This is a genomic window from Bacillus sp. CHD6a (assembly GCF_001293645.1).
In the GTDB taxonomy this organism is placed as follows: Bacteria; Bacillota; Bacilli; order Bacillales; family Bacillaceae_I; genus Sutcliffiella_A.
Genome location: NZ_LBMD01000029.1, coordinates 29,097 through 55,069 on the forward strand (window position 1 = coordinate 29,097; position 25,973 = coordinate 55,069).

Consider the following 25,973-nt stretch of genomic DNA (forward strand, 5'->3'; position numbering starts at 1 on the left):
TTTATCACCTTACTTCAATGTACTTTTTCAAGTAATTATATTTGATTTTGCATGGAAAAAGTAGCGGTGATTAATTCCTTACTCCAAGTTCCAGATGAAAGAAAAGAAGCAGAGGTCCGTCCCCTGCTTCTTTTAACAACCAAAACACTATTATCCTTATATTTCTATTTAACCCACTATTTTCTTTATTTTAGGCTGTTAGGTCGAGAATCGGCAATCTTGACCCATTATTTGTATAAATAATGGGCCTATTTTCTAGCTCTACAATCAATTATTCTAAATTTATAATCTGTAAGGTACTGAATTGTACCTTCAATGTCCATTTCATGTGCAGTATGCATTTTCCAGAATAGTGTATCCGGTAAGTAGGGGGAGAACTTTGAGTTAAATAGTTCTTCCTTTGTAATATGAGGTAGTATCCTCGCTTCTTCCCAATCTTCATTTTTAAGAAAGTTAAAAACATCTCTTGAAAGAGGTCCTTCTAGCCTAACTCTATTTAAACTATCCTCAATTTTCGCATTAAACCCTAATGATCGAAGCATCCATACTAGTGTTTGAGCAATTACAGTGCCAGTAAAAGTTTCTATTATAAAGCTACCCTCTTCTTCTTTAATTACTCTTTCAGTAAGATGAATTTCATTTTCGTGATAAAAACGCCTTTTATCATTAAGAGAGTCCAGTGCTTCTTGGTTTGTGTAGTGAAACTGGTGGTCTCCGCATAGGATTTCCATTATTTTCTCTCCGATTTTTTTATGTAACTTTAATCCACTACTAGAGTATCTAGGCGGTTTTCCATTCACTGCATTTGATACATAAATTTTACTCTTTTCAGTATCAATTATTTTTATTGTCCACATCTTCCCAGAGAGAATAATATTATCTCCTTCCGTACCTAAAAAAGTACTCTTATCTAATGTTCCAATCTTTCTTACGCCTTCAAACACTGTATACTCTTCAGGTGTAATAAAAACTGCATAGAAATCTCGGCTTCTTAAAATACGTTCTCCATTCAACCCTACAATAAGTTGATTAGGTCCTTTAATCATCTCTAAGTAGTCATGTTCTAACATGTGATTAATAAGCAGCTGAACATCAACAGTGCTAAATTGATGGAAAATGTGGTTATTTTCTAACTTCTCAAGTAATGTACTTATTGTTATCCCGTTTGTTTCGGTGCAAATGGAGATGATTTGATGAAACAATATATCAAAAGGAAGAGCGTATCCTGATGCAGGTTCAACCCATTTACCTAAACCAAGTTCCATTACAGCAAGTGATTGCAATAAACTGTCATTCTTTGTGGTGTACATCTGTAGCATTTGTTTTGCATTTTGCTTTCGACCAGACCTACCAAGTCGTTGCTTAAGTGAAGATACGGTAAAAGTACTGTTTAATTGAATGACTATATCTACATCTCCAATATCCAGTCCCAGCTCCAATGTACTTGTAGCAATTACGGTTTTAGGTATCTTAGATTCCACCATTGTTTTTTCTACATACTCCCGCTCTTTTTTATCTATGGAAGAATGGTGAGCATAATAGGTCTCTCCAACCTTTTCACGCTCAGCTAAACGGTTTAAGAATACGGTGAGTTCTTCAACTGATCCACGATCATTACAAAAAATAATTGCTTTCTGATGTCGTGTTAGTTCTCTTATGTCTTCGAATAAGGACACCTCTAGTTTACTTCCTACTTCATCCTCTTCTTTTTCTGGGAAGTGCATTAAATAATACAATAACTGCTTCTCACTTCCCTGTTCATGAATAATTTCTACTTCTTCTTGAGATGTATAATTAATCCAGTTTTTTATGAATTCGAAGTTATCAATGGTTGCGGATAATCCAATAATACGAGGTCTGTTTTGAGAAAGTATTTCTATCCTGGATAAAAGTGAACGCAGATGAACACCACGGTCATTATTAAGAAAAGAGTGTATTTCATCAACAACTACAAAATCCAAATTCTTAAAAAGGTTACTAATTTGCTCAGTCCTATTAATAAATAAACTTTCAATTGACTCAGGGGTGATTTGCAAAATGCCAGTTGGTTCTTTTAATATTTTCTTTTTTACGTTCTGACTAACATCTCCGTGCCATTTATGAATTGATATATTAGTGTGTTCACAAAGCTTTTCAATTCGTATAAATTGATTATTGATTAATGCTTTTAAAGGAGAAATATACAATACCTTAAGTTGGGATAATGCTTCTTTCTCCACTAGAGATAAAATAGGCAAAAAAGCTGCCTCTGTTTTACCAGAAGCAGTGCCTGATGATACAATAACATCTTTCGAACAGTTGATGATGAATGGTATGGTTCTATCTTGAATAGGAGTAAATCGATCCCATTTCATATCCCATATCTTCTTTTGAATATTCTTAGATAACAGATTGAAAGTCATACCCTATTCCCCCTCTGAAGCAGCAAACCTAGAGATAACAGAATTCTTGGGTTGGGTTGACAGTGCTTCCTTCTCTCCAAAAATATCATTTCGATTAAATTCTGGATTTTGATGAAGAATATTCAATGCTCCTAAAAAGCTACGAATAACGTCCCCTACTGTCAAATTCTCATCCGCACCAGGTCTAGAATGTTCTTGAATGATAAAGCGCTTCATTTCATCATCTGTTACACTCGATTGGTATCCATAATGAGTGGCATGGATTTCACTTAGTTTTTGTAACAAAACAAATGTTTCATTATGTTTTAATGGCGTTATTTTAATAACAGGTTGAGATAAGTCCCTAAATTCATTTGTTTCAAAGCGATTAGATTCTAACCGGCGTTTTAATGCTCCGTAACTAAATAGCCCTCGCCTTTCATCCTCTAAAAATTCTGGAGTCCCGCCTACAGTGAAATATATTCCTTCCACATTCCCTTGTAAGGTATCATTATAAATCTTTAAAATGGTCTCATAATTCTTGTCCCTTGTTTGGGGATGAGTTATCTTATATAAGTTTATAGCTTCATCCAAATTAACCACTAAACCAGAATATCCAATGTGCTTCACGAATTGAGATATAACTTTAAGGTAGTTGTAGTAGTTATCATCATTAATTATATTTCGAACCCCTAAGTCTGTTCTTGCCTCTGTCTTAGTGTTATATTCTCCCCTTAACCATTTAATAGCTTTTCGTTGCAACTCATTGTTATCTTCTACAAAACCCTTAAAATATTGTATTAAAATGCGTGAAAAGTCGAATCCCCCAATTAGATCATCCATTTTAGAAACAGTGTTGGTTATTTCAATTTCAACATCTCTTATAAAGTCAGTATTATTAAACTCTACGGAACCATAATTTTTCTCCACAACCACTTTAGATTGTACGTCACTAATCCATTTATCGAGGATAGTTGGTAAAGCACCACCATCCGGCACTGTACCAATTGCCATGTTCTTCATAAGTTCGGTATAGATGGCAACCGCTTTTCCTTCACTTCCATATAATCGCCGTTCTGGAGTAAAGTCTGCTTTAGTAACTACAAACTTCTCTTGAAAAGCAATTTGCTGTATAAGTGCCTGTATAAAACTCTTTCCGCTTCCAAAGGGGCCAATAAAAAGCTTTATGATCGATGAACCCATTTTAATATTTTGTAAGTCCGATAGAATTTGTTTGGCTTCCTCTGCCCTACCTACCATGATATATTGCAACCCTCTACTTGGAACAACTCCCCCAGAAAGGGAATTAATTATAGAGGATGAGTCTCGCTTCTTTATATTCAATCTTTACGCTCCTTTCAACATCTGAGCAATATCTGTGAACTCATCGAAAATGATTATGTTATCCCCTTCTGACTCCACAATATTATCCCCCAAATGTTCATTTGCTTTTTCGTTCAGCTCACTTAAAAATAAGCCTAGCATTTTCCCATTTTTCTTCACAAAAGCAACAGCTTCGTCTTGAGAGTATTCACCGTTATTGAAAAAGCTTAAAAATTCTTTTTCTGCTTCTGTTAATGAGTTAATAAACTCATCTTGATCTCCATCACTTGTAGCAAATAAGGAATCCAGACCAGTGTCTAATTCAGTATTGATTGTAGGTGTTACTATAAGATTAGGTGGCTGATGTTCACTTGCACCTTTATCTATTAAAGTTGCAGGTTTGTCAGTAGACTCCAATTCCACTTTGTTCTCAGCACCGCTAAAAACCTCTTGTAGTTGCTGACTCTCTTTACTTAATTGTTTAATATCTTCCTCATTAAACTCAATTTTAGATTTTGAAGATATAACATCTATCCCTTCAGCTGTTCCTTCTACATTTTTTTGGGGAATAGCACTTCCTGTCTTTGAATTATTTTTTTCCTTAACACTTTTAAATCGCTCGTTTGATTTTGTGGCCTTTTCTTTACAACTCTCTAAAAATAAAGTCTTAAAATCTTCTGGCAGCACTTCTTCCTCCACTTTTATCCCTCTTTTTTCTCCGTTTAAAGTACGTGTGATATTTTCGGACATTCGAAAAAGTGCTGTAACTTCATCAAATATTATGGATGTGGGTTGGATTTCGTAATGATAGACATGGATAGGATCATTGTCTCTTCCAACTACTGCCCCTGAAAATAAATTAGCTACATTTCTTACGCGTTTGCTAGTAAACCATATTTGTTCCACTTTTTCATTATTTATATTGTGATGTTCTTCTATTAGTACCAGACCCTTTTTAAATACTTTATAAATTTTATTTTTATTATCTAAAAAGAACTTTGTTTCTCGGTAATTATTGATATATTGCTTCCAGTGCGTAATAGATATTTTGTCTATAGGTTTTTTATCTTCGACTATAGCTTTGTACACCGGTGGCATATAATCACTAGATTTCCATTCTGAGGCTAATGCCTCTTCTTGGAGTTCGTATAACATATCTTGAATCCAGCGGGGAAGGTAGTTAGAAAGCTTAGGATGCATATCTTTATAATTTTCAAATAATCGCACTAACATACTGACATTAAAAGATGCCCTAGGGTTAAAGGAATAGTTTATAAGTTCATATACAAATACAAAAATGTAACTGAGATCTACTTCTAAATAATTTCCTTTAAGCGCTTCTTCTCTCCAGTGGAAATACCATTTTAGTTGTTTGTCATTCATGTGGTCAAAAGTTGTCCAATATGCTTGTAATGGAATTTCTTTGGTTGGTCCTTGGGTTCGATTTTTATAGTTATTTGATTTTCTAATAAAATCTGCATGGGAATGAGAGTAGGAAAACTCAACGCGAACACTTCCAGAATTCCTTGTAGATTTTTTTGGGTTTAGTACTTCATTTACACTTTTTAGGATAGAATCTGACGTTTCTAAACTAGCGTACTTAGGTAAAATGATTTCTTTCTCATTGTAAAAAGGTTTTACGAATAGTGAAGTTGGATTTTGGATTTTTGGTTTATTCTCTTGAGGTGTCGGCTGAACAGATACATTAACTGGTGAGGGTCTCTTTAACGGTTTATTTTCAGATGTTGAATCTAACTGATTGTGCCATTTCTTAATAAAAATCATATCAATCCAACCTAATAATATTGGGATATATGTCCAGCAAAAAATTAAATAAATAAGTCCCCTGATATACTTTTTGTAATAAAAAAGATGTGCGCCTATACCTCCAAGAAAAAATGCCAAGAGATAGCCGGTCGTCTTTGATTTTTGATTCATTCTATTACCTCCTATATATAAGATTCTAAAAATTTACATATATATAAAATCATACCTTACAAAGACGCTTAAATAAATAGTTTTAGATAATTAAAACAAATATGAGTATTGTTTTTATATTCTCCTTTATTCCTATATATTTTTGTTTTTCTGTATTTTATTACTACTCCTTCCAATAAATGATAAACTAATAACAAAACAACCAATCCCTGAGGTGAACCCCTTGATCATTTACGAAGCTACCAAAACCGAGTTTATATCCGATGTTACAAATGAACTTCTAGTAGAACGTTTATACGAGTCCTATCAAAATAAAATTGGCCGCACAGGCAAAAGTGAAATTAACTCTTGGGAGAATTCTCTCCATCGAATGTCGAATGTTTTGCAGGATCAAGAGATTCCTAGTGATACATCTGTCGCAATAGAATTTAAGATTCCCAATACCTCAAAGCGTGTGGATTTTCTAATAGCCGGCCACGATGGTGAGCAGGATCATGTGGTGATTGTGGAGCTGAAGCAGTGGTCAGAGGTGGAGAAGGTAGTGACCAAGGATGCCCTTGTCTCCACTTACCTTGGGGGTAGTTTGCGGACTGTGACGCACCCTTCTTATCAGGCTTGGTCATACGCAGCCTTAATCGAAGACTTTAATCAAAATGTGCAGGATCAGCATATTGTGTTGAATCCATGTGCTTATTTACATAATTACCGAAAAATAGAGAACGATCCTATAATGGATCCCCACTATGCGGATCATTTAGCTAAAGCACCTGTCTTTGGAAAAGGTGAAATTCAGCAATTAAGGGGTTTTATCAAGAAATACGTGCGCTTTGGTGACCGTAATCAGCTAATCTATCAGATTGAGCACGGAAAAATAAGACCTTCCAAGTCGTTGCAAGACTCCCTTGCTAGCTTGCTGAAAGGAAACCAAGAATTTGTATTAATTGATGAACAAAAAGTGTTCTATGAGGATGCCTACCAGTTAGCACTGGGGAGCATAAAAAATAACCAAAAGAGTGTCATGATTATTGAAGGTGGACCTGGAACCGGAAAGTCCGTTATGGCAATTAACCTGCTAGTGAATCTTATTAACCAAGGATTAACTGCAATGTACGTATCCAAGAATTCGGCTCCTCGCAATGTGTACGCATCTAAACTAAAAGGGACAATCAAGAAAACACAAATAGACAACCTGTTTAAAGGATCTGGTAGCTTTACGGAATCTGATGAGAAAGAATTTGATATTCTTATTATTGATGAAGCACACCGGCTGAATGAAAAATCAGGCCTCTTCAGCAATAAAGGCGATAACCAAATTAAAGAAGTCATTCATTCCTCTAAATTCACTATTTTCTTTATTGATGAGAATCAAAAGGTAACACTTAAAGACATTGGCAGTATTGACCTCATAAAAAAATACTCGCATGAATTAGGTGCCGAGCTGATTCAAGGAAAGCTATCTTCACAATTCCGCTGTGATGGTTCGGATGCATATATGGCGTGGCTGGATGATGTTCTTCAAATTAAGAAAACAGCCAATGCAAACGACCGCGGAGTGGATTACGACTTCCGCATTTTCGATGATCCGAATTCCATGCTAAAAGAAATAGAAAAGCTCAATAAGAAAAACAATAAATCACGTATTTTGGCAGGTTACTGTTGGGAATGGCCAAAAAACGGCCGAAATAATACGCTTCACAAAGACATCGAGATTCCTGAACACGATTTTAGTATCAGTTGGAACCTCAATGACAGCATCTGGGCAATCGAACCAGATTCCGTCACCGAAGCTGGCTGCATCCATACCTCTCAGGGCCTAGAGTTTGACTATGTTGGAGTAATCATTGGCCCAGACCTTTCCTTTAAAAATGACCAGGTTGTGACAGATTATAAAAAACGAGCAAAAACAGATCAGTCGCTTAAGGGAATCAAGACCCTAGCAAAAGAAAATCCGGATAAAGCTCAGGCACTAGCAGACCAAATTATTAGAAATACCTATAGGACGCTTATGACGAGGGGGCAAAAAGGTTGCTTTATTTTCTGTACTAATCCTGAATTGAATGCGTATTTTAGGGAACGGTTGAATAGATCAGGAGTCTATGAGGATTTGTCGCCTAAGGTTGGGATGGTTGCGGAGGATCGAGGTAAGTATAAAAGTTGAGGGAAGGTTTGGAGAGGCAGGGTCCTCAGCCCGTCTTTACTCTAAGTGAAAACTGGTCGAGGAAACTAGTCCTCTTGATTCTTATAATAAGCGGAGATACTCCGGTTAAATTTTAAACCAGAGGGAAGGTCCTTTGCTTCCTTACTTTACGGTTTCTTATCGAATAGATAGACTAGTGAGGTATTCACTTTCTTTCACACTAGTTGTTAGAAAAACCTACTTCGTGCAAGTATTTCGTGAGTTCCAGTAATTAAAGAAAGAAACGAAGCAGAAGTCCGTCCCCTGCTTCTTCCGTTTAAAATTTTTAAAAAAGTATAAAGTAGTTGTAGCTAGTTATAAAGTAGCGTTTTGATAATCCTATATATTTTAATATTTATTTCGTTTTATTAATTTATCCATTTCATTGAAATGTTCTTCGAGTAAACTGATTTGTGTTTGACCTTCATCAATTACTTCTGCAAAATGCTTATTAAAAGAACGCACTTCAAATTCACTATTATCTACTTTCTTTAAATCAAAGAAAAACAAATGTTCATACGCTATGAGTAGCCCATTTATCGCATTTTCTATACCTAAAAATCTTGAAGTATCCCTTTCTTCAAACATCACGTATTCCAAAAAGAAACGAGTGCAGTCTTTTATATTAAAATTAACCTTATACTTATCAGCCTTTTGAATCCATACAACAACTACTGCAGCTAATACGGTAAGGTTACTCGCAACTTTCGTGAAATATTCTTTATTGTAGCTAAACTCAACATCCTCACTTTTTATATGGTCCGAATTATGCGATTGAAAATTCATGTTACCATAGGAATGGCATTTATTTGGCTTAATGTTTAATTGGTCATATATATTAGCTTCTATATTAGAAACCATACTATTGATAACATCGACGGTTCTCTTTAGATCTTCAACGTTACCACTGATACCGGATACTTTAGATAACTCATTGGTTATCTGTTCAATCTTAGAAGCCGATACGTCCAATTTATGAGTGGCATTTTCATATGTACTACTTTGATAGAATGAATAAATTATAGCTATCACCGCTAATAAAATTGAAACGATTGTACCTGCAAAACCTATATATGCTACAACTTGTACATTATCGGCAAGTCTTCCTGAAATAACAAATATTAATGAAATTACTAAAAAACATACAACATAAAAGAAGTCTTTCTCGGTAGGGAACCCTTCCTTTTTCTCACGCATAGTTTGACCCTCTTTCTAACTACAATTATTGATTAACCTGTATTTCTTTTTTAAAGTAGTCTAAGAAACTACCATGTTTGAAAAATTTCACATTCTTGTGTGCAAATTCACGTCTGATTTTAGCCACTGTTACTTCTATTTCTCTCGTTACTTCATCATTATTCATATATATCGAATAAGCAATATTTCTAATGTTTGAGTGTTTTATAGCTTCTATAATATGTTTATCCTCACTACCTAGCCTACTTCCAAAAATCGTTATTCCCCCACTGGCATTCTTTAATTGGTTATAGCAATGATTTAAATAATCGTTGGAGGCTATACTCTTTAATTTCTGTTCGTTCCTTCCTTCTGATACAAACAGTGGGGTTTTACTTTCAGTCATAGTTTGTTCTATTCTTGTCAATAAATCAGTGCCCTGATTCCTTCTTAACTTTATAGTAACTCCATCCTCACGGTACAAATGTAAAGCCCCATGAAGAAAGTATATCGGAGTATTATAATCCCTAACTTCCGTATTTGTAACATCAAAGGTAGAATTACTTCCGAAGAATACATCACATAATCCATCTGTGTTGTGGTTTAACGTCCAATAAGGTATTAAGTCATAGTTTGTTGTAAAGATTCCTTTGTTGAATTTCTTAAAGAGGTTATTCAGGAGTTCTATCTCCTCAAAGTCCGTATCTTCATATTTAATATGTACTTTATGAACAGCCTTCAGGAGTGCTTGCTTTATATTGTTATAATGTTCTCTAATTGGTTTCCCATCAACTTCAACAATAGCATTCACGTCTTCCGCTAAGTTCAGTGCATATAAGACCCATTCAAAGTTCTCTGTCCTAAATCCATTAAACAACTCTATCTCTTTATCTGAAAATATTGCGTCGAAGCCGTCTTCTTCGCCACTACAAACCTTATAAAGAGACGAATATTTAAAACTTTCACAAAAACCAATTGATAACCCGTTCCCAAATAAGAAGTAGTCATTATGAGATTGATATAATTGACTATAGTCCTCCAATGAAAGCACCCCACATATATAGAATTTCCCATCGACACTTATACTCAAATTATAACACCGTTTTCCTTATTTTGCCTTAAACATTGAAAGACGGCTATTCTCTATAAAAATATCACGTTATTATTAATGGGTTTCAGAAGTTACTAGCAATCTCATACATTTCGGAAACTTCATTTACTACCGGCATGTATGTCTCTATTATTTTTTCTCCATTCATTGCCATGGGACCACCTCAGGATGTTATTTTAACAAAAATTAGGATTTTTTCCTATCATCACCAGTTAAGTGGGGTAGAGTCGCAACCAACATAAACTGAAGTAATTATTTTACTAATTAATTAAAGGGCAACCTTATTGTGCCTCTACTTCACATTTGAGTAAGCTGCCTTACCGTATTGATTGTGGTAGCAATTTACGATACTTCTACGCAAACAAAAAACCTAAGTGAAATTAATTCTTTTAGGTCTTCTAATAGTTTGATCTATTTTGACATTATATAACTCAATTTTCGGGGGGGAATTCTCCTAATCGAATTTTCTCATTAATCACAAGGTAATGATTTCTACCCCTTTCAAATACAGACCCTTTTTCCTAATATTCTTTTAACTCAATGTATGTGGATTTATTCACCTTAGTAATCAATAAATTCTTGATATGCGAACTTTAACAACACAAAAAAGACTACCTCCTTTAACTAGGAAGTAGTCTTATTCTTACTAACTACTTATACATCGAACTTCTTCACAAGAGTGAACGTTCGGCAGGTTACATCATTCCGCCCATTCCACCCATGCCGCCCATGTCAGGCATGCCGCCGCCAGCGTTTTCTTCTGGGATGTCTGCTACTACTGCTTCGGTAGTTAGGAACATCGCAGATACGGAAGCTGCGTTTTGTAGTGCGGAACGAGATACTTTGGTTGGGTCAACGATACCAGCGTCAAGCATGTTTACCCATTCGCCTGTTGCTGCGTTGAATCCAACTCCGATTTCTTCTTTCTTTAGACGATCTACGATAACAGATCCTTCTAGGCCAGCGTTGTGCGCGATTTGGCGTACAGGCTCTTCCATTGCGCGAAGAACGATGTTAACACCTGTTGCTTCGTCGCCTTCTGCTTGGATTTCTGCTACTTTGTTGTAGATGTTTACGAATGCTGTACCACCACCGGCTACGATTCCTTCTTCAACAGCAGCACGTGTGGAGTTAAGAGCATCTTCAATGCGAAGTTTACGCTCTTTTAGTTCTGTTTCTGTCGCCGCTCCAACTTTGATTACAGCTACGCCACCAGCGATTTTAGCTAGGCGCTCTTGTAATTTTTCACGGTCGAATTCAGAAGTTGTATCTTCTAATTGTGCACGGATTTGGCCAACGCGAGCTTGGATCTCGTCTGTGTTGCCGTGTCCGTTTACAACTGTCGTGTTTTCTTTAGTTACAACGATTTTGTCAGCGCGTCCTAATTGGCTGATGTTCGCAGTTTTTAGGTCAAGACCTAGTTCTTCTGTGATCACTTCTCCGCCAGTTAGTACTGCGATGTCTTGAAGCATTGCTTTACGACGGTCACCGAATCCAGGAGCTTTAACTGCTACTGCATTGAATGTTCCACGTAATTTGTTCACTACTAATGTAGCCAACGCTTCGCCTTCTACATCTTCTGCAATCAGTAACAACGGCTTGCCTTGTTGTACTACTTGCTCAAGAACTGGAAGGATTTCTTGGATGTTCGTGATTTTCTTATCTGTGATTAACACATAAGGGTTTTCAAGAACAGCTTCCATTTTGTCAGAGTCTGTTACCATGTATGGAGATGCATATCCACGGTCGAATTGCATACCTTCTACTACTTCAAGCTCTGTAGTGAAGCCTTTGGATTCTTCTAGAGTGATAACGCCGTCGTTCCCAACGCGCTCCATAGCTTCTGCAATCAATTGACCTACTTCTTCGTCTGCTGCAGAGATCGCTGCAACTTGTGCGATGGAAGCTTTGCCTTCGATTGGCTTAGAAATTGTTTTTAATTCTTCGATTGCTACAGCAACCGCTTTTTCGATACCTTTACGAACGCCCATTGGGTTCGCTCCAGCTGTAACGTTCTTTAATCCTTCGCGGATCATTGCTTGCGCAAGAACTGTCGCAGTTGTAGTACCGTCACCAGCAACGTCGTTTGTTTTGCTTGCAACTTCAGCTACAAGTTTCGCACCCATGTTTTCGAACGCGTCTTCTAATTCGATTTCTTTCGCAATCGTTACACCATCATTTGTGATTAGTGGAGAACCGAATTTCTTTTCAAGTACTACGTTACGTCCTTTTGGTCCTAATGTTACTTTCACTGCATCAGCTAGTTTGTCTACACCGCGAAGCATGGAGCGACGGGCTTCTTCACTGAACTTAATTTCTTTTGCCATGATAGATAGACCTCCTTAGGAAAATTAGAATTTATTTTTGTTACTGCTCGGTTGATTTTCGCTGCAAGTGTTCGCTTTCCGCGGGGCGTGTGCTTGAGCCTCCTCACTTCCTTGCGGGGTCTCAAGCTACCGCTACCTCCCGCTGGAGTCTCACACCTTCCGCTACAATCAACCAGTTTGAAATTTTATAAGATGCGGGGCTAGTTCGGTTAGCTCTCCGCTTTGATGATTAGATTATTTGCTTACTACTGCAAGTACGTCTGTTTCTTTTAGGATAAGAAGTTCTTTTCCTTCGAATTTCACTTCAGTTCCTGCGTATTTAGAGAAGATTACGCTGTCGCCTTGTGCTACTTCAAGTGCTACACGCTCTCCGCTTTCTAGTACGCGACCAGATCCAACTGCTACTACTTTACCTTCTTGAGGTTTTTCTTTCGCAGAGTCCGGTAATACGATACCACTTGCCGTTTTTTCCTCTGATTGAACAAGTTCAATTACAATGCGATCGCCTAATGGCTTTAACATGAAAACAACCTCCTTGGTTTCATATGTATTATTTTTATTAGCACTCTTATCACTTGAGTGCTAACACAATTATTATAATAATGAATCTGCTTCTGTTTTGCAAGTATCTTTATCTAAAAAATTTTCGACTTGCAACCCTTTTCATTATCTTCATGTGCCTGGAGGTTTAAACGTATTCTTTTCGTAAAATCTGCGAGTTATGGGAACCTTATCGTTACAAGGACATATAGATTATATGGTACAATACGAAAAGTGAATAATGCATAAGGCTCATTTCTTAAAGCTGGTTTCTATCCTTATGATATAACAACAAAGCTTACGAAAATAGCCTTCATAAGAGGAGCTTATTATGACAAAAAACTATTGGTTGGTCATTATTACATATGTCCTGATGCAGCTGTCCGGATTGCTTGGGTACCCGCTGTTGATCTGGCTTGGCGTCGGGGAGGGCATGGAGCGTGCCACCAGAGAACCTTATTTGATTGGCATCTGGGCATTTATTAGTTTTACGATTGGGTTGGCAATTGTAGCCTGGATACTCCGGAATGAATGGACAAAAGGAGATTTCCGAGGCGAAACGGCTTCCATCCCTAAGACAGTTCTTTGGGCGGCTGTCGGCTTCCCGCTTGCACTGATTGGGCAGGCTGTGGCGATGCAGGTACAGCTTCAGCTTTTCGGCATTCAGCCAGGATCTGAGAATACACAGCAGATCATGGGATTTGTCTCAGCATTCCCTGTCATGATTTTCGCTGTAGCAGTGGCTGGACCTATCTTGGAAGAAATCATTTTTAGGAAAATCATTTTTGGTGCCATTTACAAGAAGTATAACTTTGCCATCGCGCTGACAGTGAGTTCGCTCCTTTTTGCCGTGGTCCATCAAGATTTCAAGCATCTGCTCATATACTTTGTCATGGGAGGCATTTTCGCTTTCCTATATGTAAAAACGAACCGCATCATCGTGCCGATTATCGCACACGTTGCCATGAACTCCTTTGTGGTCACCGTGCAATACGTGTTCCGCGATGATATCGAAGAAATGATGCGTCAAATGGAAGAAATGCAGAAGAACCTACCGAATTTCATTTCGTTCTTTTAAACAGCTCTCCGTTAGAGCTGAACTTACCTGGAGGATTTGCACATGAAAATAACACCATTACGAATGGTTTTCTTCTATGCGATCATGGGCAGCTTGTTCTTGTACCTGGCGATTGTCTCCGTGAGAGATACCATCTGGCACTGGCACACGATCCTGCTGATGCTCATTGCCACTTTTGACTTTGGTGTAGCTATTCGGTCTTATTTGCTACATTTAAAGATTAAAGAGATACAACAGAAGAAAAAGTGATTGGGGACTCGTACCTGTTTGGGGTACGGGTCTTTTTGTTTAGGGGAGTCCTGTGGATACAGTTGATTTCCGTTTCATGCGCTTCGCTTGCCTGCGGGCGGTTCGGGAGCCTCCTCGGCTTCGCCGAAGCCACTGAAAAAGACCTTGATTTTGAAATTTTATTAAACACCGCTGTTGATTTCCGCAAATGGCTTCGCTTTCCTAGGGAAGGTGCTTGAGCCTCCTCGCTTCGCTGCGGGGTCTCAAGCTACCTTTATCTCCCTCAGGAGTCTTCGCCTTTTGCTCCAATCAACAGCTAGAAACCAATAAAAACTTTACGTTATCAGTTTTTCAGTGGCCTCGCTTCGCCTGTGGGGTCTCCCCTGTCCCTTCCTCCCGCGGGCGTCTACGCGCCTTTCACTGCAATCAACTTTGGGTTAGCATTTACTGAAGGATGTTTTGGGTTGGTTTTTCTAAAAATGGGGTTAGGTAATTAAGGGATTGGTCTTTCTGGAAGTGGTTTTGGGTAATTAGGTTTGTCCTTTTATGGGTGGTGCGCGGATGCTTTTGAAATGTTACCTATTTTGAAGAAAAACAGGGGGACATCACGCGGTTTAATGGGCTTCTGGAAAGGTTCGGTCAATTCGGTCAGGTGTTCGGACAATTTCCTCTTTTATAAGCAGGGGGTTCGGACATTTAAGGTTGCTGTTCGGCCAACTTTTAACGAGCTTTGGACAACTCAAAATTTCGTTCGGTCAATTTTGGAGAATCTTCGGTCAACTTTTCCAAATCTTTGGTCACTTTCGGGGAATCTTCGGTCAACTTTCAAAAATCTTCGGACATTTGGCACGATTGGCCCTGTCATTTGTTCCTATAATCCACCGATCCAATCCACCCAAGTCCATCGCCGCCATGCGACCTGTCCCAACGGCCCACCTAAATAGCCCTCGCCAAACCAAAAACAAGCCCGCCCCCTTCTCAAAAAGGGACGAGCCTGCCTCATCTAATTATTCATCTTCTCTTCCTGCTCCATCAACGCTGCCGCTTTCTGCGCTTTTCGATAAGATACACGCGAAATCACAATACTAATCTCATAAAGTATGAACAGCGGGACGGTTACCATCAAATGCGAGATCAGTTCTGGCGGTGTAATCAATCCACCGACCACAAGCAGGGCAAAGTAAGCAAACTTACGAATTTGCACCAAGAAGTCTGGTGTAATGAGGCCTAGTCTTGTTAAAAACATCACAATTACCGGCATTTGAAACAGTAAGCCAAACGGTAGGGTCAGCTGAAACAAGAATTGAAAGTATTCGTTGATTCCGATTACCTGGTTTATTTCCAACCGGTCTGCTAGTCTACCCATGAAATCCACGACGAACGGGAATAAAATGAAGTAAGAGAAAGCTAGTCCGCTTAAAAATAGGAAGATGGATATTGGTATATAGCTTAACGTTACTCTCCGTTCTTTTTCTAACAAGCCCGGGCTGATGAAGGCCCAAAGCTGATAGAGTGTGACGGGGAACGTGATAATAAATGCAATTAAAAAGGCAAATTGCATAAAGATCTTGATGGGGTCTGTCATACGAAAGGCGTTCATCGTCAGCTCTTTCGCTTCATCTGTTTGCTGTAAATAGACAATGATCGGTTCGGCCAAGAAGAAGCCGCCGATTGCCGAAACGAAAAAGAAGGATGCTGTGATGATAATTCTTTTTCGGAGCTCGCCTATATGGTCATACACCGACATTTCTCTATCTAGCATATATGTTCATCCTTACATTACTTCGTTTCTTCTTTTTTCTCTTTAGAATCGTCGTCATCGGCCAATCCTTTAGTTGCGTTTTTGAATTCGCGCAATGTGTTACCTGCTGCTTTCCCTAGTTGAGGCAGCTTGCTTGGACCGAAGATAAGTAGTGCTACAAATACAATAAGTAAGAGGCTTCCCATTCCTAATGAACCCATATTTGACACCTCCTCGAAATATTCTTATTCTACAACTTTTTTACTCGCTTGGATAGTGCTTGAGAAAATATACCAATGATTGCAGTTCCACCGCCAAATCAATGTGATGGATGCGTATCTCTTCTGGAACATTGATACGTGCTGGTGTAAAGTTCAGTATGCCCTTTACGCCCTTTTCTACAAGTCTATCCGCTATTGGCTGTGCTACCGGAGCCGGAACCGTCAAGATGGCTACCGTTACATTCTCAGGCATGTGCTCTTCGATATCGTCTAAATGATAAACAGGGACCCCTCCGATTTCCGAGCCAATCTTAGACTCGTCCACATCAAAGGCCATCACTATTTTCGTATTATTGTTTTTCATAAAATTATAATGTAGGAAGGCGGTTCCTAAATTACCTACACCTATTAGAGTAACATATGTCAATTCGTCTTGGTCGAGCGTTTTCCTGAAAAAAGTTAACAAATATTGAACATTATATCCATATCCCTTTTTCCCCAACGCGCCAAAGTAACTGAAGTCCCGGCGAATCGTGGCGCTGTCCACCTTTACCGCTTCACTAAGCTCCGCTGATGACACGCGCTGCTTGCCGGACGAATGCAAATTTTGGATGAAACGATAATATAACGGCAGGCGCTTAGCCGTTGCCTGTGGAATTTTCATTTGTTCGTTATTCATTTTACTCCCCCATTTGTCGAACCTGTTTGCCTTTCTATTTTAACATGGAACGAAAACGATTACATTTCTATGTCTATACTAATTTTTCTGCTTGGAATGGTTGCCCTAAGGGTCCGATGCTCGAAGTTCAGGACTCGGGCCAAAACCGAATTGGGCGATAATCTCAATTTACGGGCAATTCGCCCAAAACCAGCCCCTCCATTAAAAGCAAGATACCCAAAATCTTGATGTAAACCCCAAAGAAAGATACACTTAACCTAGAATTACTCGAGGTGAAGATGATGATTATTTTACAAGTGAATCAGTTGACCAAATACTTTGGCGCTGACCTTATTTTATCGAATATAAAACTAGAAGTACAATCCAAAGATAGAATCGCCCTTGTTGGACGCAACGGGGCTGGAAAATCTACTCTATTAAAAATCATATCCAATCAGCTTTCCTTTGATTCAGGGGACCTGATTAAACCTAAAGGCGTGTCGATTGGCTATCTTGCCCAGGACACGGGTTTGCAGACTGAGCGCTCGATCTGGGACGAAATGCTGACCGTATTCACCGGCCTGCGCGAACTTGAAACGCAAATGCGCACTCTTGAGGCCAAAATGGGAGACCCCGCTTACTTTGAAGACGAAACGCAATACGCTCGCATTCTAAAAGAATACGACGAGGTGCAAGAAGCCTTCAAACAAAAAGGCGGCTTTCAATATGAAGCAGATATCCGCTCCGTCCTGCACGGACTGCGCTTTTCCGAATATGACTATGAAACGCCAATTGAAACGCTCAGCGGCGGACAGCGTACACGACTTGCGCTTGCGAAACTACTTTTAACCAAGCCGGACCTGCTCATACTGGATGAGCCGACCAACCACTTGGATATCGACACCCTATCTTGGCTAGAAAACTACCTCCAAGGCTACCCTGGCGCGTTGCTGATTGTTTCCCATGACCGCTACTTCTTGGACAAGGTCGTTAACATTGTTTATGAGATTTCCCGTAAACAGTCCGCTAAGTTCAATGGAAATTACAGCAAGTATCTGGAACAGAAGGCTGAGCAGTATGAGCGCGAGATGAAAATGTTTGAAAAGCAACAGGACGAGATTGCCAAACTGCAGGATTTTGTCGCAAAGAACCTAGCCCGTGCCTCTACAACTAAGCGTGCGCAAAGCCGTCGCAGGCAGCTAGAGAAGATGGAAGTGATGGACCGTCCAAAAGGCGATGAAAAATCTGCCTCCATTATGTTTGATATTGACCGCCAAAGCGGAAATGATGTCCTTAAAGCAAGAGACTTATCTGTTTCGTATGACACGAGCCCTGTCTTCCGTCATGTGGACTTTTCGATGAGCCGCGGCGACAGTGTTGCACTTGTCGGACCAAATGGGATCGGAAAGTCTACCTTGTTGAAAACCCTTGTTGGAAAATTAAAGCCGCTCGAGGGCACGTTTTCTTTTGGAGCGAATGTGTCTACCAGCTATTACGATCAGCAGCAGGCAGACCTCACTTCCAACAAGACCGTATTGGCTGAACTGTGGGATGAGTATCCTCAGAAAATGGAAAAAGAGATCCGCACCGTTCTAGGAAACTTCCTCTTTTCCGGAGATGACGTCTTGAAGCCTGTATCCACGTTAAGTGGTGGCGAAAAGGCTAGGCTTGCCCTTTCCAAGCTGATGATGGAGCGCTCCAACGTCTTAATTCTCGATGAGCCTACCAACCACTTGGACTTGGACAGCAAGGAAATCCTAGAGAATGCCTTAATTGATTATCCCGGCACGATCCTTTTCGTTTCCCATGACCGTTATTTTATTAACCGGTTGGCGACGAAGGTCTATGAGTTGAGTACCGTCGGAGCAACAGAGTACCTTGGTGACTATGACTATTATGTTGAGAAAAAAGAAGAAGCATTAGAGCTTGAGCGATTGGAAGCGGAGACGGCTACTTCTAAAGGTTCAAAGGCCGCTTCAGCCACAGTGAATGAGGCACCTGATAAAATGAGCTACGAACAGGAAAAAGAAGCAAAGCGCCTTGAACGTCAGCGCAAACGCCGCGTGGAAGAGATCGAAAAAGAAATGGAAGAGCTTGAGCAGAAAATCGAGCATAACGAAAGCGAGCTTTGCTTGCCTGAGGTGTATCAGGACCATGAGAAAGTGCTAGAGCTGAATACTGCGAATGAAGCATTTCAAGAAAGGCTGCTTGCGTTGATGGAGGAATGGGAAGAGCTTGTGTAAGTAGGTGAGGGGGATCAGATGAACAAAACTTTTTCAGTCATTTTACTACTTGTTATTACGCTTAATACGATTAGGTACGCGTCCTATATCTTTACTGGCCCAATAGAAGCTTATTATTTTGTCATGCTGGCTATCAACCTCATCGGATTAGGCTTTGGGATATACTATTTATTTTTCCAAAAGAAAAAACAGCGAAACTAGTAAAAACCGCACAGTTCACGGGACTGTGCGGTTTTTCTATATCTCTATCTTGTCGCACTAGATATGGTGGAGGCTTTTTTGATCAATACCCAGGGCCTCTCTGTTACCAATCTCTAAACAATTTACCTGTTTTGGTTATAGAGACAGCTTCTCTGCTCCCTTTTTAGATCAGGTGCATCCGTTTCAGGTGTTGATAAACGTTAAACCACCCACCCAATTAAAAGTTAGGTAACTGGAAAGATTTCTATTTGCCCGAAGCAGCGTGCTGAGTAGCAAAAGAGTCTTATAGAAGCTATCTATACGACCAAAGCCACTCTCAAAGCAACCCTTCAGTCATATAGAACCCTTCCACATCCACCTACTAAAATCCAAAGTTACCAACACCCTGCCCCCAACCCGCACAATTTGTCGAATAAAAAAGGTATCCTGCTGAAGCTTGTCGATTGGCTCCAGTTACCCACATGCTTATACACATATCCACCCTTGTTTTATAAGTTATCAAGATAAATATCCACACTATCCACAAAAATACACAAAGTTATCCACATTTTTTATTCACATTTCCATGGTTCATTTTAGTGGATATTTGTCTTTCTATCCACATTTAATCCACAGGTTTGTGGATAACATTCTGCATTGCCCCTAAAGCCGCTCCCCTCAACAAAGCAAGCGCATTCAAGAGGCAAAAGAAAAAAGCCTCCCAACTGAACAACGTCAGTTAAAAGGCTTCTCAATATCTAAGCCTGGATTGGCATTCAAATCCATCCCAGATCGCTTTCCTAATCGATACATTACACTACCTACTGTCGCAATCATCGCCGCATTATCCGTACACAAGGATAACGGTGGGATCACCAGGTTTTTCCCTTCTTTATCCACAGCTTCGTCTAATGCCGCGCGCAACCCTTTGTTTGCCGCTACACCGCCTGCAAGCAACACTTGATTCACGCCGTATTCCTTCATCGCACGAATTGTTTTTCCAACGAGCACTTCGATGACGCTCTCTTGGAAGCTTGCCGCAAGGTCCTCAGGGACAATTTCCTCCCCTTTTTGCTTTGCGTTGTGCAGGGTGTTGATAACTGCTGACTTCAAACCTGAAAAGCTGAAATCATAGGAGTCTTCCTCAAGCCATGCTCTTGGCAGCTTAATAGAAGGTGTCCCTTCCCCAGCCATACGGTCGATATGCGGGCCACCAGGATAAGGCAGTTGAAGGGTACGTGCCACTTTGTCGTAGGCCTCTCCTACTGCATCATCACGTGTTTCCCCGATTACTTCAAAAGAACCGTGCTCTTTCATGTAGACAAGCTCTGTGTGCCCACCTGACACGACGAGGGCAAGCAAAGGAAAGTCCAGGTCAGCTACCAGCTGATTGGCATAGATATGACCTGCAATGTGATGAACGCCGACAAGTGGTTTTTGATGAGCGAACGCCAGTGCCTTGGCCGCGTTCACACCAATCAACAGTGCGCCAACAAGTCCAGGTCCTTCTGTCACTGCAATAGCATCAATGTCTGACATGGTGACGCCGCCCTGTTCCAGCGCTTCTTCTAACACCACCGTCATCTGCTCGACATGGTGACGGGAAGCGATCTCTGGTACAACTCCGCCAAAACGCTGATGACTTTCGATTTGGGAGGAGACGATGTTCGCTACGATCTCTTTTCCATTTTTAATGATCGCGACAGCCGTCTCATCACAGCTCGTTTCAATTCCTAATATTAGTTCGTCTTTTTCTTGATTTCGTTTCATATATTCACCCACATCACTAGTGCATCTTCATTGTTATCCACATAGTATTTTTTCCGGATTCCACCGTTTTGGAAGCCGTGTTTCCGGTAGAGCCCCTGTGCCACCACATTCGAAACCCTTACTTCAAGCGAAACAGTGGTTGCTCCGACCATTTTACAATATTCCATCGCTTTTCCTAGCAAAAGATCCCCAAGCTTACGCCCCCGACAAGCAGGATCAACGGCAATATTGGTAATCTGCGCTTCTCCCATTACAATCCAGATTCCGCAATATCCAATCACCCGGTCCTCTTCTTTCATCACAAGGTAATGCGCATATGGATTGTTGGTCAACTCATAATAGAAGGCATCCTTTGTCCAAGGTGTGGCAAATGACTTCAATTCCACTCGGTGCACTCCTTCAATATCGTAGACCGTCATTTTCGTTATTCCAATTAAAGAATTCATTCCGCTCACCTATTTTTCTTTACTTTCCAGCCATTTCGCCTCTGCTTCCGCAAGCCTTGTATAGTTCGGCACGAAGGAATGAGCATCCTCTGCCTCCCTTTTCAAGCCAAGAAAAGCAAGCTCACTTGGTCTTGGGTTATGTTCGCTGACCTGTGCAAAATGCGCTAGTTCCCCAAGGTACTCTATGATGGTTTCCTTATGGAGGTGCACATCGTTTCCAATGAACAGTACGGGTTCCTGTCTGTCTTTTAACCCTTGCAGCCAGTCTGTCATCAGGATGTTGACATCTTCCACTTCCGTCATCAACTCGCCGTCCTTGTAACGATACAGCCCCGTGTACACCTGACCTCGTCTCGCATCCTGCAAAGCACAGATGCTTCCGTCAAAATATCGGCCGTTCGCCGCCACAAGCTCTAAGCTTGAAACGCCAACAAGCGGAATGTTCAACGACCATGCCAACGTCTTCGCAAGTGTCACACCAATCCTTACTCCCGTATAAGAACCAGGTCCTTTTCCGACCACAATACGCTCCAAATCAGATGGGGCAACATCGCAATCTTGCATCAGCTTCTCCACTGCCGGCATCGCTCGCAATGAATGATTCTTTTTTACATTTGTCACGAGTTCCCCGATCACTTTTTTTTCATCAACTATAGCTACGCCCAACACATAAGTCGACGTATCAATCGCTAGCACTTTGGTCATTCGATTAACTCCTTACATATAGCTTCATATCTTTCGCCTTTTGGTGTGAGGACAATCTTACGCTCATCATCTCCATGGTGATAGATATAGATTTCCAGCCGTTCACTTGGTAAAAACTCTTCAATCAGGTGGGCCCACTCTACCACGGTGACGCCTTCTCCTTCAAAATAATCATCAAACCCCAAGTCCTCTTCACTGTCAGCCAAGCGGTACACATCCATATGATAAAGCGGAAGACGGCCCTGATACTCCTTGATGATGGTAAAGGTTGGACTGTTCACGTTCCTTTTAATCTCCAGTCCTTTTGCCAAGCCTTTCGTAAAAGTCGTCTTTCCGGCGCCAAGATCTCCTTCTAACAACAGAACCTCTCCGCCTTCCATCAACCTGCCAAGCGCCTCGGACTTTGCCATCGTCTCCTCAGCTGAATGTGTCATAATCTCCACTTGCAACATATCATCCTACTCCTAACCTCTATTAAAATGATTATAGCCTTCTTTTTTTAATTCCTGTACAGTGTCATGAGATTTTAAAAAGGCTCGTCCTTCGCCACTAGAGACGGTGCCTATTTTCGTAATCATGATTCCGGCTCTCCGGCACTCCTCCTGTAGCTTAACCCAGTCCGCCTCAGGAATGGAACCGACCAATTCAAAGTCTTCTCCACCGGTCATCGCCCATTGAAAGGCTTTTTCCGCACGGTAATTTTGTAAATCTTTACTAATAGGTATTGTTTCCTTATTTATAAAAATATCTACCTGGCTCGCCTCTGCAATCTCCAAAAGCTCACTTGCCAAGCCGTCACTCACATCGTTTAATGAAACACGTTCAAATTTGCTTAACAACCTTCCCAATGTTACTTGGGGGTTAGGCCGCTGATGGTACTCAATTAAAGATGGATGTTTAGAAGAAGCGCCCTCATTATGTAAAAGAATATCCAACCCACCTGCTGAATCCCCAACCGTTTCAGAGACAAACACCACATCTCCCTCTTTAGCATGGGAACGGAGCAGCCGCTTGCCTTCTTCCACTTTGCCGATTACAAAAACACTCAACACCATCGTTTTGCCGGAAGTCGTGTCCCCGCCAATCAGGTCCATTTCATATTGGTCCCCAAGTGACTTCATGCCATCATAAATCGCTCTTAATTCCTCCTGGCTCCAGCCCTTAGGAATCGTGATGGAGACTAGATAATACAACGGATATCCACCCATAGCCGCCACATCGCTAATATTAGCTGCCAATGCCTTATACCCGATATCAAAAGGCTTCATCGTATCACACGTAAAATGAACACCCTCTACCATCGTATCCACACATACGACTTTCTCAAAGCCTTCTTCCACACCAAAGATAGCCGCATCGTCTCCAATCCCAACCACCTTTTGTGCATGGAACAATCGCTCAGGCTGAATATCCTTGATAAATGCAAATTCATCTGAAATGGACAAGGTCAACACTCCTCTACTTCCGACTGCTACCCACTATTATAGCGAAAGCACCTTCATAAAGAAAATAATTCTGCCACAAAAAGTAGGATTAGGTTTAACCTTCCCATAAAAAGGATATGGACAAGAGAACGCTTAAATTTAGAGGAGGAAAATAAGAAATGGCATACACAGACCGTGAAGCTACTCAAGACAGAGTAGAACGTAAAGTAGAAAATATGGACCCTGACAAAAAAGAACAGATCCTGGCCGACTTCGATACCTTCAAGAGCTATTTAAGTGACAAAGTATCCAAAGGAAAAAAAGTGGGCCTTGGAGAAGAACAGCTTGCTATGGCCGCAGAAAAAGTAGCAGATTACTTAGCAAAGCATGAAGATCCTAGAAACAGTGAAGAAAAGCTTCTTCAGGAGCTATGGAAAGTCGGCGATAAGGACGAGCGTCATAAACTCGCCCATATGCTTGTTAAACTTGTAGATTAATAGTATTAGGATAAATTACCTTTATATTCTTTCATTTGCTATACACTATTTAAGCAACCACCTCTTTAGGTGGTTTTTTTATGGGTAAAATTTCCTTGATATTTATTTGATAAAAAAAGAAGGAATTTGTCATAATTTATAGAATATTTTAAACTTGGTTGCCGATATATACTATATAGGGGGCAAATACTAACTTAGGAGGGAATACAATGCGCTTTACTAGTTTTTTCTTTTTTCTTATCATGGCAGTAGCATTAACAGGGTGTAACAACGGAGGAACAGAAGCAGATGCCGAGGAGTCAATCGGCTTAGAATACACCTTCGAAAATAATGGACAAGAATTTGAGATAATCCACGTGTACCAGTTGTATGATGCATTCTATGAAGAAGGGCTAAAAGGGGAAGAAGCAACTGCATCGTACACTTCAAGCATCCTTGATCAGGTTGCAGATAAATGCTATAAAGACGGAGAGTTCGAGCAAAACGCGGAATATGTTTTAGCTCCACCAAAAAATAGAATTGCTGCTCAAGACAATCTTAAAAGAATGGATAGCCAAAAAATTAATGCCTCTATAAAAGAATCATTAACTAAGTCTTCGGATGAATTACCTATCGAAGGAAGCAAAACGACGGTATGTGTATTCCCAACTGACAACAACGCACCGGCTACATTCGTCACTGCAGGCGTTGGAAAATTGGTAGTATTATTTGATCGAAATACCACGAACAAAATTTTAAAAGCAGGTGTCGCTAACAAATATCACCACAGCTACTGGGTAGACAATCATTATAATGGCGAAACATTTACTGTTTTAGATAAGCTTGTCATCGAAGGGAAAGGAACCTTGTTCCAAAAACTTGTTTACCCTGACATTAATGCAGCACCGGTAGATGAAGATTACAACAAAGACCTTTGGTCTAGAATTGAAGGCGATTTGGCAAATGAAGACGATAAAAAGGCACAAGAGATCTTCAAAGGTGGAAGAAACGGATTACCGAGCCAATACGGTTACAGCGAAAGCTATAAAATGCTTCAGTCCTTCATGAATGCAAATGAAGGTGCAACCATTGAAGACTGGACAGCAGCTACTTCTGAAGAAATCTTGGAAGCACATAAGGCAAATTATAATTAATAGTAGGTTGTATGTAGATGGGATGGGGCCTTGTTAAGGGGCTTCATTCTTTTTTATTTCTCTAAAAAAAGACAAAAAAAATAACGAAACCTAGTTTCGCATTTTAAAAAAATGGCGGTCCCGACCGGGATCGAACCGGCGATCTCCTGCGTGACAGGCAGGCATGTTAACCGCTACACCACGGGACCTTATTTGGTTGCGGGGACAGGATTTGAACCTGCGACCTTCGGGTTATGAGCCCGACGAGCTACCAGACTGCTCCACCCCGCGACAATATTAACAAACTTGGATTTCTCATGCTTTATTGTTACCGACTGTCCCGATCTCTGAAAGTAAAATCAGTGATGTAAGTCGATCGGTACAACTCGAAGTTTATACAAGAAGCTTATGCTCGTTGCTCCACCCCGCGACAATAGTATATGTTATGTTATAAAAGCACTTGCCTGGCAACGTCCTACTCTCACAGGGGGAGATCCCCCAACTACCATCGGCGCTGAAGAGCTTAACTTCCGTGTTCGGTATGGGAACGGGTGTGACCACTTCGCCATCATTACCAGACATATGCTATTATAATATAACTTGTAGGAAAAATCAAGAAGTTTTTTCAAACTTTTTGTTCCTTCAAAACTAGATAATGTGTTCATATCAAGATGTTCTATCGTTCAAATTAGTTCAAT

22 protein-coding genes, 2 tRNA genes and 1 rRNA gene are annotated in these 25,973 nt (G+C 40.3%); 7 read left to right on the top strand and 18 right to left on the bottom strand.

Annotation, left to right across the window (positions count from 1 at the left end; all coding sequences use genetic code 11):
* Positions 1 to 248: 248 nt before the first annotated feature.
* From AAV98_RS17215 to AAV98_RS17225, 3 genes are read right to left on the bottom strand one after another with little or no spacing between them, the layout of a single operon-like run.
* On the bottom strand, positions 249 to 2,402 hold the full coding sequence (locus AAV98_RS17215) for a DEAD/DEAH box helicase (RefSeq protein ID WP_060666768.1): 2,154 nt from the start codon (positions 2,400 to 2,402) through the stop codon (positions 249 to 251).
* Between the two features lie 3 nt (positions 2,403 to 2,405).
* Positions 2,406 to 3,725: an ATP-binding protein gene (locus AAV98_RS17220; protein WP_060666769.1), complete on the bottom strand. Its 1,320-nt coding sequence runs from the start codon at positions 3,723 to 3,725 to the stop codon at positions 2,406 to 2,408.
* 3 nt (positions 3,726 to 3,728) lie between these two features.
* On the bottom strand, positions 3,729 to 5,642 hold the full coding sequence (locus AAV98_RS17225; protein ID WP_060666770.1) for a TerB N-terminal domain-containing protein: 1,914 nt from the start codon (positions 5,640 to 5,642) through the stop codon (positions 3,729 to 3,731).
* Positions 5,643 to 5,865: 223 nt separating this feature from the next.
* On the opposite strand from AAV98_RS17225, the gene AAV98_RS17230 reads away from it, so the two are divergent.
* Positions 5,866 to 7,800 (top strand): DUF2075 domain-containing protein, encoded by a 1,935-nt coding sequence (locus tag AAV98_RS17230; protein ID WP_060666771.1) that lies wholly within the window; start codon positions 5,866 to 5,868, stop codon positions 7,798 to 7,800.
* A gap of 366 nt (positions 7,801 to 8,166) precedes the next feature.
* Here the strand turns inward: AAV98_RS17230 and AAV98_RS17235 are convergent, their stop codons facing one another.
* The 4 genes from AAV98_RS17235 to groES all read right to left on the bottom strand — a co-directional run bounded on the left by AAV98_RS17235 (position 8,167) and on the right by groES (position 12,954).
* A complete protein-coding gene (locus tag AAV98_RS17235) occupies positions 8,167 to 9,015 on the bottom strand; it encodes a hypothetical protein (protein WP_060666772.1) in 849 nt (282 codons plus the stop codon).
* Positions 9,016 to 9,040: 25 nt separating this feature from the next.
* A complete protein-coding gene (locus AAV98_RS17240) occupies positions 9,041 to 10,036 on the bottom strand; it encodes a DUF4917 family protein (protein ID WP_060666773.1) in 996 nt (331 codons plus the stop codon).
* 764 nt (positions 10,037 to 10,800) lie between these two features.
* Positions 10,801 to 12,432 carry a chaperonin GroEL gene (gene groL, locus AAV98_RS17245; RefSeq protein WP_060666774.1) on the bottom strand — a complete coding sequence of 544 codons (1,632 nt, stop codon included), beginning with the start codon at positions 12,430 to 12,432 and terminating at the stop codon, positions 10,801 to 10,803.
* A 234-nt stretch (positions 12,433 to 12,666) separates the two neighbouring features.
* Complete coding sequence (gene groES / locus AAV98_RS17250) at positions 12,667 to 12,954, bottom strand: co-chaperone GroES (RefSeq protein WP_060666775.1); 288 nt, start codon at positions 12,952 to 12,954, stop codon at positions 12,667 to 12,669.
* 349 nt (positions 12,955 to 13,303) lie between these two features.
* Here groES and AAV98_RS17255 point away from each other — a divergent pair, with 349 nt between their 5' ends.
* Together AAV98_RS17255 and AAV98_RS17260 are read left to right on the top strand one after the other, a co-directional pair.
* Positions 13,304 to 14,050 carry a CPBP family intramembrane glutamic endopeptidase gene (locus tag AAV98_RS17255; RefSeq protein ID WP_060666776.1) on the top strand — a complete coding sequence of 249 codons (747 nt, stop codon included), beginning with the start codon at positions 13,304 to 13,306 and terminating at the stop codon, positions 14,048 to 14,050.
* 42 nt (positions 14,051 to 14,092) lie between these two features.
* Positions 14,093 to 14,299: a YdiK family protein gene (locus tag AAV98_RS17260; protein ID WP_060666777.1), complete on the top strand. Its 207-nt coding sequence runs from the start codon at positions 14,093 to 14,095 to the stop codon at positions 14,297 to 14,299.
* A gap of 982 nt (positions 14,300 to 15,281) precedes the next feature.
* Here the strand turns inward: AAV98_RS17260 and tatC are convergent.
* The 3 genes from tatC to AAV98_RS17280 are packed head-to-tail and all read right to left on the bottom strand — an operon-like array spanning position 15,282 to position 16,919.
* The gene (gene tatC, locus AAV98_RS17270) at positions 15,282 to 16,040 is read right to left on the bottom strand and encodes a twin-arginine translocase subunit TatC (protein WP_060666779.1); all 759 of its coding nucleotides are present in this window, start codon (positions 16,038 to 16,040) and stop codon (positions 15,282 to 15,284) included.
* Positions 16,041 to 16,057: 17 nt separating this feature from the next.
* Entirely contained in the window at positions 16,058 to 16,240 is a 183-nt protein-coding gene (locus tag AAV98_RS17275; protein WP_010191755.1) for a twin-arginine translocase TatA/TatE family subunit, read from the bottom strand.
* A gap of 40 nt (positions 16,241 to 16,280) precedes the next feature.
* Entirely contained in the window at positions 16,281 to 16,919 is a 639-nt protein-coding gene (locus tag AAV98_RS17280) for a redox-sensing transcriptional repressor Rex (RefSeq protein WP_060666780.1), read from the bottom strand.
* 281 nt (positions 16,920 to 17,200) lie between these two features.
* Between AAV98_RS17280 and AAV98_RS17285 the strand changes: the two genes are divergently transcribed.
* Positions 17,201 to 19,141, top strand: coding sequence for an ABC-F family ATP-binding cassette domain-containing protein (locus AAV98_RS17285; protein ID WP_060666781.1), 1,941 nt, complete (start codon positions 17,201 to 17,203; stop codon positions 19,139 to 19,141).
* Positions 19,142 to 19,159: 18 nt separating this feature from the next.
* Entirely contained in the window at positions 19,160 to 19,342 is a 183-nt protein-coding gene (locus AAV98_RS17290) for a hypothetical protein (protein WP_060666782.1), read from the top strand.
* A gap of 714 nt (positions 19,343 to 20,056) precedes the next feature.
* Here AAV98_RS17290 and tsaD read toward each other — a convergent pair.
* Genes tsaD through thiL form a run of 5 tightly spaced genes read right to left on the bottom strand, consistent with a single transcriptional unit; the run spans position 20,057 to position 23,687 of the window.
* A complete protein-coding gene (gene tsaD, locus AAV98_RS17295) occupies positions 20,057 to 21,091 on the bottom strand; it encodes a tRNA (adenosine(37)-N6)-threonylcarbamoyltransferase complex transferase subunit TsaD (RefSeq protein WP_060666783.1) in 1,035 nt (344 codons plus the stop codon).
* A complete protein-coding gene (gene rimI / locus AAV98_RS17300; protein WP_060666784.1) occupies positions 21,088 to 21,537 on the bottom strand; it encodes a ribosomal protein S18-alanine N-acetyltransferase in 450 nt (149 codons plus the stop codon). The genes tsaD and rimI overlap by 4 nt, the downstream gene beginning before the upstream one ends.
* 9 nt (positions 21,538 to 21,546) lie before the next feature.
* Positions 21,547 to 22,242: a tRNA (adenosine(37)-N6)-threonylcarbamoyltransferase complex dimerization subunit type 1 TsaB gene (gene tsaB, locus AAV98_RS17305; RefSeq protein WP_060666785.1), complete on the bottom strand. Its 696-nt coding sequence runs from the start codon at positions 22,240 to 22,242 to the stop codon at positions 21,547 to 21,549.
* Complete coding sequence (gene tsaE / locus AAV98_RS17310; RefSeq protein WP_060666786.1) at positions 22,239 to 22,694, bottom strand: tRNA (adenosine(37)-N6)-threonylcarbamoyltransferase complex ATPase subunit type 1 TsaE; 456 nt, start codon at positions 22,692 to 22,694, stop codon at positions 22,239 to 22,241. The genes tsaB and tsaE overlap by 4 nt, the downstream gene beginning before the upstream one ends.
* A gap of 12 nt (positions 22,695 to 22,706) precedes the next feature.
* Complete coding sequence (gene thiL, locus AAV98_RS17315; protein ID WP_060666787.1) at positions 22,707 to 23,687, bottom strand: thiamine-phosphate kinase; 981 nt, start codon at positions 23,685 to 23,687, stop codon at positions 22,707 to 22,709.
* A 215-nt stretch (positions 23,688 to 23,902) separates the two neighbouring features.
* Between thiL and AAV98_RS17320 the strand changes: the two genes are divergently transcribed.
* Both AAV98_RS17320 and AAV98_RS17325 read left to right on the top strand, forming a co-directional pair.
* Positions 23,903 to 24,163, top strand: coding sequence for a DUF3243 domain-containing protein (locus AAV98_RS17320; RefSeq protein ID WP_442853690.1), 261 nt, complete (start codon positions 23,903 to 23,905; stop codon positions 24,161 to 24,163).
* 209 nt (positions 24,164 to 24,372) lie between these two features.
* Positions 24,373 to 25,296: a DUF2268 domain-containing putative Zn-dependent protease gene (locus AAV98_RS17325; protein WP_060666789.1), complete on the top strand. Its 924-nt coding sequence runs from the start codon at positions 24,373 to 24,375 to the stop codon at positions 25,294 to 25,296.
* A 112-nt stretch (positions 25,297 to 25,408) separates the two neighbouring features.
* Here AAV98_RS17325 and AAV98_RS17330 read toward each other — a convergent pair.
* The 3 genes from AAV98_RS17330 to rrf all read right to left on the bottom strand — a co-directional run bounded on the left by AAV98_RS17330 (position 25,409) and on the right by rrf (position 25,854).
* Positions 25,409 to 25,484, bottom strand: a tRNA-Asp gene (locus AAV98_RS17330).
* 5 nt (positions 25,485 to 25,489) lie between these two features.
* A tRNA-Met gene (locus AAV98_RS17335) sits at positions 25,490 to 25,566 on the bottom strand.
* A gap of 171 nt (positions 25,567 to 25,737) precedes the next feature.
* Positions 25,738 to 25,854: ribosomal RNA gene (rrf, locus tag AAV98_RS17340) — 5S ribosomal RNA — on the bottom strand.
* Positions 25,855 to 25,973: the final 119 nt, after the last annotated feature.